The sequence below is a fragment of the Paenibacillus thalictri genome (assembly GCF_004307995.1).
Taxonomy (GTDB): Bacteria; Bacillota; Bacilli; order Paenibacillales; family NBRC-103111; genus Paenibacillus_AF; species Paenibacillus_AF thalictri.
Window position 1 is genome coordinate 188,548 of the sequence record NZ_SIRE01000007.1, and the last position, 17,197, is coordinate 205,744.

13 protein-coding genes are annotated in these 17,197 nt (G+C 51.9%); 9 read left to right on the plus strand and 4 right to left on the minus strand.

Annotated features, from left to right (window positions below; genetic code table 11):
• Positions 1 to 161: 161 nt before the first annotated feature.
• Positions 162 to 896, minus strand: a complete 735-nt coding sequence (locus EYB31_RS11250) for a Crp/Fnr family transcriptional regulator (RefSeq protein WP_131013420.1) — start codon at positions 894 to 896, stop codon at positions 162 to 164.
• Positions 897 to 1,074: 178 nt separating this feature from the next.
• Here EYB31_RS11250 and gap point away from each other — a divergent pair, with 178 nt between their 5' ends.
• The 9 genes from gap to EYB31_RS11295 all read left to right on the plus strand — a co-directional run bounded on the left by gap (position 1,075) and on the right by EYB31_RS11295 (position 13,641).
• Complete coding sequence (gene gap, locus EYB31_RS11255; protein WP_240762344.1) at positions 1,075 to 2,160, plus strand: type I glyceraldehyde-3-phosphate dehydrogenase; 1,086 nt, start codon at positions 1,075 to 1,077, stop codon at positions 2,158 to 2,160.
• Positions 2,136 to 2,357: a GapA-binding peptide SR1P gene (locus EYB31_RS11260; protein ID WP_131013421.1), complete on the plus strand. Its 222-nt coding sequence runs from the start codon at positions 2,136 to 2,138 to the stop codon at positions 2,355 to 2,357. Before gap ends, EYB31_RS11260 begins: the two co-directional genes overlap by 25 nt.
• A gap of 46 nt (positions 2,358 to 2,403) precedes the next feature.
• Positions 2,404 to 3,984 carry a phosphoenolpyruvate carboxykinase (ATP) gene (gene pckA, locus EYB31_RS11265; protein WP_131013539.1) on the plus strand — a complete coding sequence of 527 codons (1,581 nt, stop codon included), beginning with the start codon at positions 2,404 to 2,406 and terminating at the stop codon, positions 3,982 to 3,984.
• 251 nt (positions 3,985 to 4,235) lie between these two features.
• Positions 4,236 to 5,006: a GntR family transcriptional regulator gene (locus EYB31_RS11270; RefSeq protein WP_240762312.1), complete on the plus strand. Its 771-nt coding sequence runs from the start codon at positions 4,236 to 4,238 to the stop codon at positions 5,004 to 5,006.
• 53 nt (positions 5,007 to 5,059) lie between these two features.
• Positions 5,060 to 6,694 carry an extracellular solute-binding protein gene (locus EYB31_RS11275; RefSeq protein ID WP_131013423.1) on the plus strand — a complete coding sequence of 545 codons (1,635 nt, stop codon included), beginning with the start codon at positions 5,060 to 5,062 and terminating at the stop codon, positions 6,692 to 6,694.
• 63 nt (positions 6,695 to 6,757) lie between these two features.
• Positions 6,758 to 7,693 carry an ABC transporter permease gene (locus tag EYB31_RS11280; RefSeq protein WP_131013424.1) on the plus strand — a complete coding sequence of 312 codons (936 nt, stop codon included), beginning with the start codon at positions 6,758 to 6,760 and terminating at the stop codon, positions 7,691 to 7,693.
• 16 nt (positions 7,694 to 7,709) lie between these two features.
• A complete protein-coding gene (locus tag EYB31_RS11285) occupies positions 7,710 to 8,606 on the plus strand; it encodes a carbohydrate ABC transporter permease (RefSeq protein ID WP_131013425.1) in 897 nt (298 codons plus the stop codon).
• Positions 8,607 to 8,647: 41 nt separating this feature from the next.
• Positions 8,648 to 10,621 (plus strand): CehA/McbA family metallohydrolase, encoded by a 1,974-nt coding sequence (locus EYB31_RS11290; protein WP_131013426.1) that lies wholly within the window; start codon positions 8,648 to 8,650, stop codon positions 10,619 to 10,621.
• A gap of 230 nt (positions 10,622 to 10,851) precedes the next feature.
• Entirely contained in the window at positions 10,852 to 13,641 is a 2,790-nt protein-coding gene (locus EYB31_RS11295; protein WP_131013427.1) for a phosphodiester glycosidase family protein, read from the plus strand.
• Between the two features lie 61 nt (positions 13,642 to 13,702).
• On the opposite strand, the gene EYB31_RS11300 is transcribed toward EYB31_RS11295, so the two are convergent.
• Genes EYB31_RS11300 through EYB31_RS11310 form a run of 3 tightly spaced genes read right to left on the minus strand, consistent with a single transcriptional unit; the run spans position 13,703 to position 17,167 of the window.
• Positions 13,703 to 14,755, minus strand: a complete 1,053-nt coding sequence (locus EYB31_RS11300; RefSeq protein WP_131013428.1) for a Ger(x)C family spore germination protein — start codon at positions 14,753 to 14,755, stop codon at positions 13,703 to 13,705.
• On the minus strand, positions 14,752 to 15,822 hold the full coding sequence (locus EYB31_RS11305; protein ID WP_131013429.1) for a GerAB/ArcD/ProY family transporter: 1,071 nt from the start codon (positions 15,820 to 15,822) through the stop codon (positions 14,752 to 14,754). The genes EYB31_RS11300 and EYB31_RS11305 overlap by 4 nt, the downstream gene beginning before the upstream one ends.
• Positions 15,815 to 17,167, minus strand: coding sequence for a spore germination protein (locus EYB31_RS11310; protein ID WP_165452345.1), 1,353 nt, complete (start codon positions 17,165 to 17,167; stop codon positions 15,815 to 15,817). Before EYB31_RS11310 ends, EYB31_RS11305 begins: the two co-directional genes overlap by 8 nt.
• Between the last annotated feature and the right edge of the window lie 30 nt (positions 17,168 to 17,197).

Below are 17,197 nucleotides of genomic sequence, written 5' to 3' on the forward strand. Positions count from 1 at the left end.
TGCGCCAGCAAAAACTGGCGTCGGAAGCAGAACTTAAGTTTCTGCGCCGGCAAAAACTGGCACCGGAAACTTCTTGCTTCATGCCAGTCAAGCTGAGCGCCGGTTAACATCAGTTTGCCTGTATCCACAGCTTAACGTAGTTCCGCCGCGCCTTCTGTGACCTAGTCACCAAACCCCTTTTCCAACTCCTCTCTACGGATGATTCGCAACCACCCTCGTCCGGACTCGATCCAACCTTTCGTTTGAAAACGCCGCAGCGCGCGGGAAACGACTTCGCGGACGGAGCCGATCTCTGCGGCAAGCTCTTGATGTGTCGCATGCAGCAGCGGAGCGCTGTCCGAAGTGCGGCGCAGCAGCGCACGGGCAAGCCGCGTTTCCAGCGGAACGCTCTGTTTCGCCTTGGCATGTTCGACCATATGGAGCATACTGTCGAGCAACCCGCCGAAAATCGCGCTGCGCACAAGCTCATGCTCTTGCACCCAGCGGAGAAAGCTGCTTTTGGCGATAAACAGCGCTTCTACCTCCGTCTCGGCAATGATGGAGCCGGGATAGTCGCGGCCGCTTAATCCGCTCAGAACAAGCAGCGAGCACACTTCCCCGGCGGATAGCAGGGCAATGACCGCTTCGCGGCCGCTTTCTTCGATCAACGTAATGCGGGCCGTTCCACGCAGCACAAACATGCCGTAGCTTGCGGCCTCTTCCTTTTGAAACATTCGGGCCTGGGCCGGGAAGGTCACGCTAAAAGGCCGGGCCTCCGCCCACTCCGCGGGAGAAACCGAACTTAAGAAGGGAAGAGTGGCCAGCAGCGGCGAGTTTTTATCGAACACGGATATGCTCCTTTCGTTAATAATATGGATGCTGTCCAAAGGGTATTTTCCGGCAAACCTTGTTTCCATTATTGTAGCACACTCGTTCAGAAGCTATAGACACTGATTCTTATTTATAGGTCCGTTGAACGTTCAAGGATCCTAACCGCAAACCACAAGATAGTCGTTCAATATTGTGTCACAAATACAAATAAATCTTTTTTATCACCCAAATTAAATAAATAGTGTACACTATTTAATAAATATGATGTACAATACAAAATATAAGGAGCAGCAAATGATGAAGGAGGAGAACATCATTAAAGGACTTGGCATAAGTGGTATGGGAAGAATCGGCAGGCTGCTGATCAGGAGCATTTTTGAAAGCGGAGATTTGATCAAGCAATTAAAAGCAATAAACAGCATATATCCGGTGGAAACGGTGGCCCACTTATTAAAATACGATAGCGTACACGGCACATGGGCGGCCGACTTAAGCGTACAGAACGGCAAACTGCTGATTAACGGCAACAAGATCGATGTGGTGTATCACCGCGAGCCGGAAATGATTCCGTGGGCTTCTCTCGGAGTTGAAATCGTCATCGATGCCACCGGCAAGTTCAACGACCGTGAAGGCGCGCAAAAGCATATAGAAGCCGGAGCGCGATCGGTCATTATTACCGCACCCGGCAAGATGATGGATTTGACGGTGGTCATGGGCGTTAACGACCGTTTGTACGATCCGGAGAAACATGCTTTATTATCCGCCGCTTCTTGTACCACAAACTGCGTTTCGCCGCTGCTGCGAATTCTGGACGACGCTTATCGTATCGAAAGCGGCTGGATGACAACGGTGCATTCTTTTACATCCGATCAAAATCATCTCGACAATCCGCATAAAGACTTGCGCCGGGCGCGGGCGTGCACGCAGTCGATTGTGCCCACAACGACCGGAGTAGGAAAAGCGCTTGTCGATGTGATCCCGCATCTGGCTCAAAGCATTGAAGGCATCTCGCTGCGCGTTCCCACACAAGACGTATCTTTGGTCGATCTTACGGTGAAGGTTTCGCGCAAGGTGAAGGCCGATGAGGTAAAGCATGTGTTTCAAAGCGCCGCGGCGGGGGCATATCAGCCTTATGTGGAGTATATTGAAAGCCCGCTTGTTTCCGCGGATTTTATCGGTTGTCCCAAATCGGCAGTTGTTGACGGATTGTCGATTATGGTGAACGGGGATCAAATTAAGGTTCTTGCCTGGTACGACAATGAGTGGGCTTATTCCTGCAGGGTTGTCGATCTGGCCAAACTGGTAGCCGAAAGGGGAGCTGACAAATGGAACGCAGTTACAGCCGTGTAGAGTTGGGAAATCTGATTTGCAGGCATTGCGGAGATATTGTAGGTACTCTTGACACCGAGAAGGTCATCAATTATTACGTGGAATGCGGCAAAGAGGGGTGCTCGGGCGGCCGCAGCGAAGAGGAAGGAAACAGCCCGGCCGGCACCGGTATCGCGGCAGATGTGAAGAATGTTGAACAAACCGTCAGCGGATTTTGATATAGCAAACAATATTTTTGAATGGGAGACGAGAGAACCGATGAGCATGATCAATATACAAAGAGAGGCAAATATGGTCACCGGGATGGGTCAACGCAACGTGCTTAGGAATTTGTCGGCAACCAAACTGGTTGAATTGGCCTTGCACCGCAGCGAGGGAGAACTGACGGAGACAGGCGCGTTTAACGTTGCCACCGGTCAATTTACCGGACGTTCGCCCAAGGACAAATATATCGTCCAGGAACCTTCGGTTATGGAACATATCGATTGGGGAAGCGTAAACCAGCCGATTGCGGAAGAACAATTCGAACGTTTGTACAACAAAGCCATCCGTTATATGGCCGACAAACAATTGTTTGTGTTCGACGGATACGCCGGGGCCGATACTTCTTACCAAATGCCGATTCGTGTCATCACGGAATACGCTTGGCACAACTTGTTTGTGCGGCAGCTGTTTGTCAGACCGACAGCGGAAGAGCTGGATTCGCATACGCCTGAATTTACGGTCATTGCGCTTCCCGGAGTTACGGCCGATCCGTCCGCAGACGGAACCAAGTCGGAGACGTTTATTGCGTTGTCTTTCGAGAAAAAGGTTGTGCTCATCGGCGGAACCCATTACGCCGGAGAAATGAAAAAGTCCATTTTCAGCGTGCTGAATTACATGCTGCCTTTTCAAGGCGTGCTGCCGATGCACTGTTCCGCCAATGTGGGGGCTAAAGGCGATGTGGCGTTATTCTTCGGGCTCTCCGGCACGGGAAAAACAACGCTGTCGGCCGACCCGGACCGCAGTTTGATCGGCGACGACGAGCACGGCTGGTCGGATCAAGGCGTATTTAATTTCGAAGGCGGCTGTTATGCCAAATGCGTCAATCTTTCGCAGGAAAAAGAACCGCAAATATGGAATGCCGTAAGGTTCGGCGCCGTATTGGAAAATGTGGTCATCGACCCGTTGACCGGTTCTCCCGATTTTGACGATATTTCGCTTACGGAAAACACAAGAGCCGCTTACCCGGTTGAGTTTATTCCGAATGCGGTCATTCCCGGAAAAGGCGGCCATCCGGAAACGATCATCTTTTTGACGGCGGACGCTTTTGGCGTACTGCCGCCGATCGCCAAGCTGAGCGAAGAGCAGGCCGTTTATTATTTCCTTTCCGGATACACTTCGAAGTTGGCCGGCACGGAACGCGGCGTAACCGAACCGGAAGCGACGTTCTCGACTTGCTTTGGCGCGCCTTTCCTGCCGCTTCGGCCGGGTAAATATGCGGAGCTGCTGAAGCAAAAAATTAAACGCCACGGCTCGCGTGTGTATTTGGTCAACACCGGCTGGTCCGGCGGCGCTTACGGCGTTGGCAAACGAATGGACCTGAAATACACCCGGGCGATGGTGACCGCAGCGCTGAACGGCAGTTTGGATCAAGCGGCATTTACGCCTGATCCTGTGTTTAACCTGCTGTGCCCGGACCATGTTGACGGTGTGCCCGCTCATGTATTGAACCCGCGCAATACGTGGCAGGACAAGGAAACTTACGACCGCACGGCTAAAAATTTGGCAGCGCGCTTTGTCGAAAACTTTCAACAGTTCGGAGAGGTCGGGGAGGACGTCCGCTCCGCCGGACCGAAGGCTTAATCGGCTTGTACTCAGCTCCAATAAGCGATAAATGTCATTGAAAGGCCGCTAGTTCCTTCCGGAACTGCGGTCTTTTTGTTCTGATTTTTTCTTGCGGCATCGCCGTATTTATTTTACAGGAATGTATTGACAGCACCTGTTATCTTATTATATTGTTATAACCAGTTAGAGGTTGAAATCGTTGTCTTCGAATTGCGGAGATCGGCGGTTTTGACGAAACAGACATCATAATTTATGGGGGAATCGCTTTGTTGGACGATACTTTGCCGGTGACATTGCAATACCAATTACGCAGCAAGCTGATTGAAAATATTAAGAAAAGGGTCTGGTCCCCCGGCTCCCAAATTCCGAGCGAGCGGGGGCTATGCGACGAATACGGCGTCAGCCGCATGACGGTGCGGGAAGTGCTGAAGGAGCTGGTGCAAGAGGGCTATTTGGTGCGCAAGCAAGGAAAAGGCACCTTTGTTGCATTGCCCAAGTTCGAGCATGAGCTGTCGAGCAACTACAGCTTGTCTCAGGAAATCGAAAAGCAAGGGCTGGAATCGGATTTTCGCTTATTGGGCTTTCAGAAAAAGAAGCCGAGCAGCTTGCTGATGCGGATTTTCGGACTGTCCGAGCATGAGCTGGTTTATGAAATAACCCGCCTGCGTTCGATCGGCGATGAGCCGTTTGCCTGGGAAAGGGCCTCCGTTCCTTGCTCGCTGATGGAGGATGTGGATGAGGCGAGGCTGGAGAAAGACGGCTTGTATTTATCGATATTCCGCTGCTCGGGGCTGATGGCGGAGGAAGCGGAGGTGGAAGCCGAAGCCGTGAATTGCCCGATCAACATCGCCGATCTGCTTCAGCTGAAGAAAAACAAAGCCGTATTGCACTTAGTGAGACTTACGACCGCGCAAAACCGCTGCATCGAATATTGCGAAAGTTATATCCGCAGCGAGAAATACAAATATAAGTACAAGCAATTTTTGCGGAAAAAGACCGCTTATGACGGCGCTTACGGGGATCAGCCGGACGGCAGATAGCCGGTGGGAGGTTGTCAGACCAGTAATCCAATTGATGAAAGGGGTTATTATTTATGAACAAAAAGGTTTCGATTTCCGTTTCGGCCGTCACCGCGCTTTCGCTGGTTCTGCTGTCCGCCTGCACAAGCGACAAGGCCGGGCAGGAGCAAGTGGCGGATGCCAATCGTCAACCCGCCGCCCCAAGCAATCTCAACGCAAGCGGATTTCCGATCGTCAAGCAGCCGCTGACGATGTCCGCGATGGTGCTGCTCAGTCCGTCGCAGCCGACGAATTGGAACGATATTCTGGCTTGGCAGGAATACGAGAAAATGACCGGCATCCATATCGATTGGAAAGCGCATACGAGCGCGGACATTACCGAGAAGCGCAACCTGGCGCTGGCCAGCAACCAGCTTCCCGACATCTTCTACCGCACCAAGACGCCGGACAGCGACGTGGACAAATACGGCGCCGAGGGTTCTTTTATGAAGCTGAACGGTTTGATCGATCAATATGCCCCGAACTTTAAAGCGCTGATGCAAAAATACAACGATGTCCGCAAAGGTGTGCAGACGGCGGACGGCAGCATTTATGCCATGCCTTATTTGACGGATTCTCCAAGCATTGAAATTACGAGCAAGCTGTTTCTTAATCAGGAATGGCTGAAGAAGACCGGCAAGAAGCTGCCTACGACAACGGATGAGCTGACCGATGTGCTGACGGCGTTCCGCGACGGCGATCCGAACGGCAACGGCAAGCAGGACGAGGTGCCGTTAACGTCCGATACGCTTGACAAGCTGATCTGGATTTTGCGGGGGTCGTTTGGCCTTGCCAACAAAGGCGTCGGCAACGAAAACTGGGATGTCGATCCGAAGAGCGGCAAGCTGCGGTTTTTCCCGGCCAGCGAAGGCTACAAAGAGCTGATGGCGTATATGCGCAAGCTGTATGAGAACAAGCTGATCGATCAGGAGATTTTTACAAACGACGGAAAAAAAGTGCTGGCCAAAAACGAGCAAAATCAAATCGGCGCTTTCGCTTTCGGCAATATTGTGGCGTTAGCCAACAAAAACGCCAACGATTTTGTCGGACTGGGCACGGCGCTGGCCGGCCCGCATGGTGATCGCTTGTTTACGAGCGCACGCGGACATTTCGGGGCCAAAGGCGCGTTTATGATCAGCAGCTCCAACAAAAATCCGGAAGCGGCGATGCGCTGGATCGATTATTTTTACGGCGAAGAAGGCATTCGCATGTTGTATATGGGCATCGAAGGCACTACATATCAGAAGGACAGCAGCGGCAACTACGACTTTATCCCGAAATTGACGGAAAATATTCCGGCGGGTTCGTCGTTTGACCAGGTGATCTCGAAATATGTGCCTTATGCGGGCGGATCCTTGCCTACGATTATTTTGGAGAAATATTTCAAAGGCGGCGAAACCCAGCCTGCGGCTAAGGCGGCAGCTGAAAACTTGCAGCCGTACCTGCCGAAGGAGCTGTGGGCGCCGTTCGGATTTACCGCGCAGGAATCCGCCGACAAGCAGTCGCTGGAAGCGGACATTAACGGGCTTGTCAAACAACGTACCGCCGAGTTCATTCAAGGGAAGGTATCGATCGACAAATTCGACGATTACGTGGCGCAGCTGAATAAAATGGGGCTCGGCGATTTGCAGAAGATGTATGAGACGGCTTACGAGCGCTACAAGAAGTAAGGATAGGACCCGGCGGGCGCTTTACGGCGGCGTGCCGGACATTTGCGGCGAGGGAGTGTTCCTATGACATCCGGTTCGGGGAGAGGGGTTTCCAAAGCGGTCATTCCTCGATCGATCAGCAAAAACTGGGATTTATACCTGCTAGTGCTGCCCGTGGTGCTGTATTTTCTGCTTATCAAATATTTGCCGATGTACGGCATTCAGATTGCTTTTAAAGATTTTTCCGTAGCCAAAGGGATCTGGGGCAGCCAGTGGGTAGGTTTCAAGCATTTCATCCGCTTTTTCAACAATTATCAGTTTTGGACGTTAATCCGCAACACGGTGGGCATCAGCTTGTATCAAATTGCCGTCGCTTTTCCGATGCCAATCCTGTTTGCACTGCTAATTAACGAGGTCCGCAGCAAAAGGTTCAAAAAAACCGTGCAGTCGATTACATTTATGCCTTATTTTCTTTCCACCGTGGTGCTGGTCGGGATTGTCATGGCGTTTCTGGCGCCGTCCACAGGGCTGGTGAACCATGTGATCAGCTATTTCGGGGGCGAACCGGTGTATTTTATGACCGAACCGGGGATGTTCAAGTCGATTTACGTCTTTTCGGACATTTGGCAGACGATGGGTTTCAGCTCCGTGTTGTATATCGCCGTGCTGGCCGGCGTCGACGCACATTTGTACGAAGCGGCGATCATCGACGGGGCCAGCAAATTTCAGCGCATGATTCATATTGCCGTGCCATGCCTTATTCCGACGGCGATAATTATGCTCATTTTTCAGTTCGGCTCAATCATGGATATCGGCTTTGAAAAAATATTTCTGATGCAAAACGAGCTGAACCGGACTTCATCCAGCGTGATCTCCACGTATGTGTACGAAATCGGCCTGCTTGGCTCGCAATACAGCTTTTCCGCCGCCGTCGGGCTGTTTAATTCGGTAATCAACTTTGTATTGATCATTATTGTGAACCAAGTGGCCAAACGAGTCAGCGGCATCAGCTTATGGTGATGGGAGAGCAGGGAACATGGATTACGCAAAATCGGTAAGCCGGGGAGACCGCATATTTGATGTGGCGGTATATACGATACTTACGGTCATCATGCTGGGAACGCTGTACCCGCTGCTGTACATTGTGAGCGCTTCATTCAGCGATCCGATGTCGATCATCAAAGGGGAACTTTGGCTGCTGCCGAAGCATGTGACATTGTCCGCTTATCAAAAGGTGTTTCAAAATCCGGACATATTGCTGGGTTACCGGAATTCCGCGATTTATCTTGTGGTAGGCACGGCGGTCAATATCGTGATGACAACGATGGGCGCTTATGCGCTGTCGCGCCCGGATTTTAGAGGACGTTATGTTTTGACCTTGATATTCACCTTTACGTTGTTGTTTAACGGCGGCCTGATTCCGACGTATCTGGTCTACAAAAATTGGCTTGGGTTGTACAACAACCTGTGGGCGATGGTTATACCGGGAGCGGTCAGCGTGTGGAACATGATTATTATGCGCACGTATTTTCAAACGTCCATTCCGGGGGAATTGTATGAGGCCGCTTATATCGACGGCTGCAGCAATATCCGGACGCTAACCAGTATCGTGCTGCCGCTATCGAGGCCGATCATCGCCGTGATGATCATGTATTACGGTGTCGCTCATTGGAATTCGTATTTTACGGCATTAATCTATTTGAACGATCATTGGCGGCTGCCGCTGCAGATGGTGATCCGCAGCATTCTGATTCAGGACAACATGAACGGCATGGCCGGCGGCGACGGCGAAAGCCTGGTGGAGCAGCTGCTTCTAGTCGAAGGGGTGCGGTATGCAGTGATTGTTGTGTCAAGCCTACCGATGCTGCTGTTGTATCCGCTGGTGCAAAAGCATTTTGTCAAAGGCGTTATGATGGGTGCGGTCAAGGGGTAACTGCGGTAAAAAGGTAACGGTCAAAAGAAGATGGCGAATCTATGGCAGAATGGGAGACAGCGACAATGGGACAAATCGGGAACACGCAGGACGGGCAAGCCGTTCTGCTGAGCAAAGGTAAAACCGCCACGGCGGACAATGAGCTGGCCGGCTGCGAAGCGGGAAAAGCGATTGACGGCAAGGCCGATACGTATTGGGCTGGGGCGCCTTATTACCAGTGGTGGAAGCTTGACTTGCAGCAAATATGCCCCGTCACGCAAATCCGCATCGCAGCGGGTTCGGGCGGGGATGAAGAGACGTTATATTTTATCGAATACAGCGAAGATAACTTGAATTGGAGCGCGGCCGCCGAAAAGACGGAGCAGCACGGTACGGCCGGCGGCGAAGAACGTTATGACGTCAGCTTTGACGCCCGTTACATACGGGTTACCGTGACGTACAGCTCGGCGGGAGAGACAGCCATTCTCCGCGATGTGCAAGTATTTGGCCATGAACCCGCCGAAGGGTCGGCGTCAGCTGCGGATGCGCTCCGCAAAGCGGCGCAGCGTAAGTTTGCCGCTGTGAGCTGTGATGAGGCGAGCGGGTTCGATGAAACGGAGACGGAAGAAATCGAAGCCGGGCAGAAGGACCGGGTATTGGTCGGCGGAGAAGCCGGCAGCTATCTTGTGTACCGCGCGGTCGATTTTACGGCAGGCGGTGTCGATCAGCTGCGGGGGCAATTCGGGTTTACCAATCTGGACAAGGAAAAACGGATGACCTTGGAAGTTAGAGTTGACGCCTTGGACGGAGAGAAAATCGGCTCGCTTGTGTTGTTTAAGCAGTGGAAGCGCTGGTCCATTCTTGGCGGCCGGCTGTCGCATAATGATGCGTCGCTGCTGACCGGCGTTCATGACGTTTATTTGGTCATTACCGATGCTGCGCCTGAACAGAACCTCATAATTCACTGGCTGGCTTTTGTCCGAAAGTCGCCTCTGCCGGCTCCGAAGCCGCGTCCGCAAGCGCTGCCCGCGCCAACAGGCGAATACAATGTGTATTTCGGAAATTTGCACAGTCATACCGGGTTTTCGGACGGCATCGGCGTTCCGGAATACGCGTATGATTATGCGCGGTATACGGCGGGGCTTGATTTTCTGGCGATTACCGAGCATAGCAACTTGTACGACCATTATTTGGACTGGGACCTCAGCCGCAAATGGGTCGATATTCAGCGGACGGCCGAGCGAAAAACGGAGGACGGCGCTTTCCTTGCCCTTTTTGGCGCGGAAACGACCTGGTACAACCAGTTTGGCCACATGAATACGTATCATATGGACTTTTTTATCAACGCTTACGAAACCGAATATAACGATATTCCGCATTATTACGATACGCTTAAGCAATATCCCGATTCGATCAACCAATGGAACCACCCGTGGTCGTGCGGCAAACGCCACCTCGACGGATTCGACCCGTATGACGCCGAGCTGGATAAAGTGATGTATATGCTGGAGATTAATACGATCGAATCGAAGGAGCTCGGAGGACTTTATTATTACGTGATGGCGCTGGACAAAGGGTGGCATATTTCACCCGTGGGCAGTCAAGATAATCACCACGGACAGTGGGGCACGGAAAATACGCTGCGGACCGGCGTGCTGGCCGCCGAACTGACAAGGGAGCATTTCTTTGATGCGGTCAGGCACAACCGGGTGTATTTTACATCGGCGCTGCATTTGCAGGTGTGGTTCCGGGTGAACGGGGCCATCATGGGTTCGCGAATTCAGCGGACCGACATGCTGGAGCTGGAAATTAAAGCGCTGTTTGGCGCCGATACCGGCAGCCGCATCGTCAAAGCCGAAATTATCGGCGAACGCGGACACGTACTTCATGCGATTGAACATAACGGGCAGCAGATGGACTGCCGGGTGTCGCTGCCGTGCGACCAGCGTTATTATTTCGTCAAGGTGTATCAGGAGGATGGCGAATTTGCGGCAACGTCTCCCGTCTGGATTGAGGAGGTGGCCGGGCAGGAGTAACCTATCTGTAAGATCGGTCACTGAGGGTCATACCGTTACACCGGCAAGACCGGCAGATACTGACAATGCGGGCAGATCAGGTTGCTCCTGCTGCTAACAGCATCGGGCAGCAGAGGCAGCATGATCGCACCGCCAGCAACAGGCATTGATGCAACACCGACAGCATTGGCAGCACCGACAACACGGGGAACGCAAGGTAAAACTATACCTTATCTCGGGAGGTACACGCAATGCGCTTTGCAAGTAGAATGGCCCGCTTGTTTCTGAGCATCGTTTTGCTCACATCCATGCTGTTTACGCTTCAAGCTCCGTCCGGGGTCCATGCGGACACGGTCACTTCCATCGGCAGCCAGGCGGATTTGGAGCTGATCCGCAGCAATCCGTCAGGAAGCTTCAAGCTGACCGCCGACATCGCTTTCACCGGCTCTTTTGATCCGATTCCTTCCTTCAGCGGTACGTTGGACGGTAACGGACACATCATCTCCGGACTGCATATCGTCGGGGACGCGGCCCATCCTAAGGCGGCGTTTATAGTTGAAAATTTGGGCGTCATCGAAAAAATCGGGTTTGTAAACGTATCCGTCACTTCCCTTGACACCAACTCCACGTTTTGGGCAAGCGGCATGGTCGGAAGCAACAAAGGGACGGTCCGGGAAAGCTTTGTGACCGGTTCGGTCACCGGCGGTTACCGCAGCGCCGGCATCGTTGTCACCAATTACAGCCAAGTGCAGAACGTGTACACCAAAACGACGGTTAGCGCCAACGTCGAAAGCGGCGCATTAGTTGCGGTATCGGAAAGCGGTTCAACGCTGCAATCGTCGTATGCGATTCCTAATGTGCATTCCGCTTTAAACAACACCGGCGGTATATCCGCTTATGCCTACACCAATGCCACGATCAAAAACAACGCGCTGCTGGCCGGCACAATCACCAACGGCGGCAACACCAATATCGCCAGAATTACCGGCCGGGAGAACGGCACCCCGACGTTTCAGAACAATATCGCTTCCGCGAACGCGCTAGTTCAAGGGGCGGCAGTGTCAGGCGGAACGGCCGGCAATAATCAGGGCTTGTCCGTGACGGATAACGAGCTCAAGCAATTGAAGACCTATGAGGATACGCTGGGCTGGGATTTTTACTCCGTCTGGGAAATGAGCACCGTGCTGGGCCGGCCTATTTTGCGGCACGTGCAGGAGCGGAAAGATACGGTAATCGCTTCGGCGGCCGATTTGGAGCTGATCCGCAGCAACCCGTCGGGGGATTTCAAGCTGACGGCCGACATTACATTAACCGGCGCGTTTGTGCCGCTCCCTTCCTTTAGCGGGACACTCGACGGCGACGGGCATATCATCTCCAACCTGACGGTGACAGGAAGCGCCACACGGCCCAAAGCCGCGTTTATGGCGGATAATACCGGGATTGTGGAAAAAATCGGTTTTGCGAATGCGGCGGTCATTGGCATCAATACGGCTCAGGACGATTGGGCGGCAGGTATCGCCGCTGCAAATCACGGCACGATCCGGGAAAGTTTCGTCACCGGCGTTGTTGTCGGGGGCTACCGCAGCGGCGGCATTACCGCACACAATTACGGCAGCATCAAAAACTGCTACACGGATATCATCGTCAAAGCCAAAGGTGAAAGCGGCGCCTTGGCGGCAGTGTCGGAAAGCGGCTCGACGCTGGCGTCGTCTTATGCGAAACCCAATGTGTATTCCGAGCTGAACAATACCGGCGGCATATCGGCTTATGCGTATACAAACGCCGTGATTAAAAACAACGCGCTGCTGGCCGGTACGATCACCAACGGAGGCGGCTCCAATATTTCCAGAATTACCGGGCGGGTCAACGGCACGCCGACGTTCCAGAACAACATCGCTTCGACCAATGCGCTTGTTCAAGGAGCGGTTGTAACGGGCGGAACAGCAAGCAACAACAAAGGTTTGTCCGTGACGGACAGCGCGCTTGGCACGCAGTCGACATATGAAAGCACGCTCGGTTGGAATTTTTCCGTCATCTGGAAAATGAGCCCTACGCTGGGCCGGCCGGTGCTGCAGATTTTCCCGAACCTTCCGGCCGCTCAATCCAACCCGATTATCTTCAGAGTGTTCAGAGACGAATCCAATACACTTTCGACCGGCGTTTCGCATAGGCAGATGGACTTTGTTGATGTGAACGGCAACATCCAGAAAGCCAACATCATCGACGTCAACTTGACGCTTCCGCAAAACTCGATCATCGTGGGCACGAAAAACAATCAGATTCCGCCGACCGACACTAACGGCAACTACGTTCGCACCGTAGGCTCCGACGGACACGACGTGTTTAAAGGCACGATTCCCGAGCAGGCGGCGACAACGGTAATTGCCGGGAAAAAAGTTGTTGCCGGCGTCAACGGCGAGTTTTACACGGAGCAAGGTCCCGAAGGTTACATGATCAAAGACGGCTCCTCCATTATCAACGGCGTTCGCGTACCCGGAGTTGACGGCAAAACGTATCCGTTCCACGCCTTCTTTGGCATCAAAGACGACGGTACCCCCGTCATCGGCAACTACAGCACGGATTGGCAGGCGCTGAAAAACGATTTGTACCAAGCTTCCGGCGGACAGTTCCGGGTCGTAAAAGACGGCGTCGCGCAAAGTTTCAGCGGCCAGGTCATCTCCAATCCGAGCGATCCGAATTATGACGAGCAAACGTACTACCGCTACAAAGACCGGCATCCCCGAACGGCGGTTGGCATCCGCAGCAACGGCACGGTATTTTTCCTTACCATCGACGGGCGCGGAGCTAACAGCTCCACCGGCTTCTACATTGAAGAGCTGGGGCTGTACATGAAAGAGCTGGGCGCTTACCAGGCTCTGAATATGGACGGCGGCGGTTCCACGACAGCTGCCACGCTGAACGCTGCAACCGGCGTCTACGAGGTGAAAAATACGCCGATCAACAAAGTGAACGGGGTTGAAACGCCGGGAGCTTTGCGGGAAGTGTTCTCTTCCATACTTGTGCTGGTCAATCAGCCGTAAAACCGCTTTTTTTGCACAGGGGACGATGCGCTTATATTCATGCGTATCGTCCCTTTAGGTGTTACTTCAAGTTTTCGTTGTTGCGGATGTCTACGTCTATGACCGTTTCGCATTGCAGCTTCGGAAACAGCTGCGGTTTCCAGTTTTTTCTCTGTTCCTCCGTCAGCGTGTTTCTGAAATACCGTCCCAAGCCAAGCGCATCGGAGTTGTTGTCCTGCAAAGTTTGGAACAACTTCTTGAATCTGTTTGCGATAAGCTGCTCCAACTCTTTTTTGATGATGTCCTCATTTGTTTTTCCCTGCTTCTCTTCGATTGTTGCGCTGACCTTCAACGTAATGAGTATTTTCGGCTGAGCTCCGTCCCAAACGGCCTTGTTGCTGACGGTAACCTGATCGGTAACGACGGTTGCATGATCCATTACGTCAATTGTCCCTTCCACGTACATCCCTTGAAACAAGTTGTAGATGATTGTTTCATCGGGCGATATTTTCGCCGCCATCCGGTCTCCCTGCATAATGGCCGAACCTTCCAAATGATATAACGTATCCTTGCCTTTAGATATAATTGGCACCGCCATATCTCTTGTGTAGGATTGAATGTCCCGGTACGCCTCCCAGGCGTGAACGATGGAAATTCGCGGCGTCCATCCCGCTTCTTTGCTGAAGAAGTCAAAGGAAATCGTGCCGACGGTCGTTTTTCGTTTATCTTCCATCAGTTGCTCGAAATCGCCCGATACGATGGCCATTAACGCTTTTGGCGTCAATTCCTTGGAACGTATCGTGTAATCCAAAATACTTCTGATCCCTTTGCGGGCTAGAGGTTCATCGATCAGCAGCAGCTTTGTATGCAGCAAATCGAGGCTTTGCTCGGCATCGGCCCGTATTTTGTCAACCGCCTTGCCTATCGTTTCCGCCTCCACTTCGATAGACCTGATCATTTCTTTGCCCGGCACCGGTATCCGCAAAACCACATGATATTTCTCCTGCTTTCCTTCCGATACGCCAAGCACGATCGGCAGCAGCCGGCGATTAATGTCTTTATGCCCCCAACAGCCGCTTAAGCAGCACACGCTGCAAAGCAAAATGGCGGCTTTAACCGCAAAACCCGGTTTCATACAGGACTTCTCCTTTTGCTCCAACTCATCATGTATACGATAACAGGGACGGCAACCATGCAATAAATCGAGATCCGGGAGTCAAGATTAAACAGCTTTTCACCCGTCGTTTGGTTCGGGATGGACATGGTAATCCCATACGCGGCACAGGTAAATCCGATTTGTAAATAAGTTACCGGGACCGGAAGATACAACTTACGGGTCACTTCAACCATCATCCATAACAACAAGGACGCATAGACGAATACCAAGACTAACGACGCTATAATGTAAAACAAGGAGAGCCGGTCAAAAAAAAGCCATTCGATTTCGACCGTATCCATGGACATACTCATCGCATACTGCAGTTTCGACGCCGCTTCTTTTCCGAAAATAAGCAGTGGAATATAGGTGAACAGCAAATAACAGACAAGAAGAATCAGAAAGGCCGGCAGGATGTACCGCCACCGGCTGAATAAAACGCGATCTTTACCGGAAAAAAAGCCGACAACCGTAAATCCGGAAAACGCCAGCAGGCTGGAATAATAAGCCGGATTGCTTAAAAAAGACAATTTCGTGTCCCAGAAGGGCATGACATTGTGAATATCGTAGTTAGCCGCAGTGCTGGCAAGCGAGAATAAAATGACCGGCCCGGAAATGATCATAAACACTAGGGTGGCCCGGAATATTCCTTCCAGCCCTTGCCTGACGGCATATAAGGGGATGACAAGAAGCAAGGTCAGTACCCATATCGGTGTATCGCGAAGGAAAGTGACGGTCAGCAGCGAAGTGTTCATCATTGTGGTTAAGGATAAGGTCAGCAGCAAATAACAAAGAAAGGGCAATAAGACGATTCTTGCCGCCCATTTCTTAAGTTTATTATCGAAAATGTCCATCAAGCTTTGATTGGGGAAGGCCGATAATCCTTTCAGAAGCGCTGCGAACAAAACGGCTTCCGCAAGCAGACTTAATACAATAGGTTCCCAATGCCCCGAATTAGCCGAGCTGATGCTCACTTGCGGATAGGAGTGCCACATCAAGGACAGGTGAACGATAAAAAAAGCGGCAAGCGGCTTAACTTTATTCATGATGACTCCTGCCCTTCAAGCTGAAGCTGATATAAGGAACTTTGCATATGGTTAGCCCGGAGAAATAGATAATGACCAGCATGATCCCGATGGCGATCCCCAATACGCCAAGCATGGAGCCCAGCAATAACATAAAATATTTCACCAGTCGCACAAGAATCGTGTTCTGATACCCCGTCATGGAGAAATTGGAAATCGCCGTTACAGCCAGGATGATGATGAGCAGATTGCTGACCAATTCGGCTTGCACTACCGCTTGGCCTAGCACGATACCTCCGACTGTGGTGACTGTCGGACCTATGCTTTTCGGAAGCCGGATGCTGGATTCGATGAGCATCTCCAACACAAGCAGCATCATAACAACTTCGATGATAGCCGGATACGGCACGGCTTCCCTGCTTTTGGAAATCGATAAGGCAAGCTGAATCCGCAGAGACTCGGGATTGACGTTAACCAAAGCGACATATAACGCAGGCATAATGGAAGCAATAAATATGCCCATAATACGGATCAACCGAATGGCGACCGTAAAAGGCAGCGGATAATTGTAGTCGGCCTGAATGCTCCATAAATCTCTGATGATCGCAGGAACGGCAAGCGCAAAAGGATGCTCGTCGATAAATAAGACCACTCTGCCTTCTTCCAGATACTTGACCGTTTCCGTAGGCAGTTCGGAGGAAAGCAGCACGGGCATGGGGGTCAGCAGCGGAAGCTTAAGCATTTTAAGCAGTTCCTGCACATTGGTGATACTCTTTGTTTTTATCCGCTCGATTTTTGCCGATATATCGGAAATCACTTCTTCTACAACGATGCCCTCTATATAACAGACGCCGATTTGCCGCGGATGCACGCCTCCGGCGGTAAACGTTTTGACGATCAGCCTTTCGTTTTTCAATTTAGTGCGCAGCAGACTAAGGTTGATAGGCAGCGCTTCCGTAAAAGCGTCAAACGACGATTGAATCACATTGTCGTTTTGCGGTGAAGTGATGCTTCTCTGGATGGAAGGGGACACAGGCTCAAACACAACACGGTGGTTATGCCCGGTTTGCGGCAGGACGACAAGTTTTCCGTCGATCAGCTCGCCTGCAAGCTCGCTTTCGGGTATTTCGCTGTTACCGCCGCAGGCCAGCGAAGCTTGGATAAAGTCTTCGGCGGCTGTGCCGACGGAATCGTAGAACTGCTGCAAATGAACTAACGTTTTCTGGATGTCGACCAGCGATTGAAAATAAAACAACTCCGCTTTGTACCCGAATAACATGTATTCCTGATGAACAAAATCGGAATTTTGCCCGAATAATTGAATGAGTTGTCCGGATAGATTCGAAGACACGGCAGACTGCTTCACAATGGATGCTCACCCCCTTGGTAGGATGGA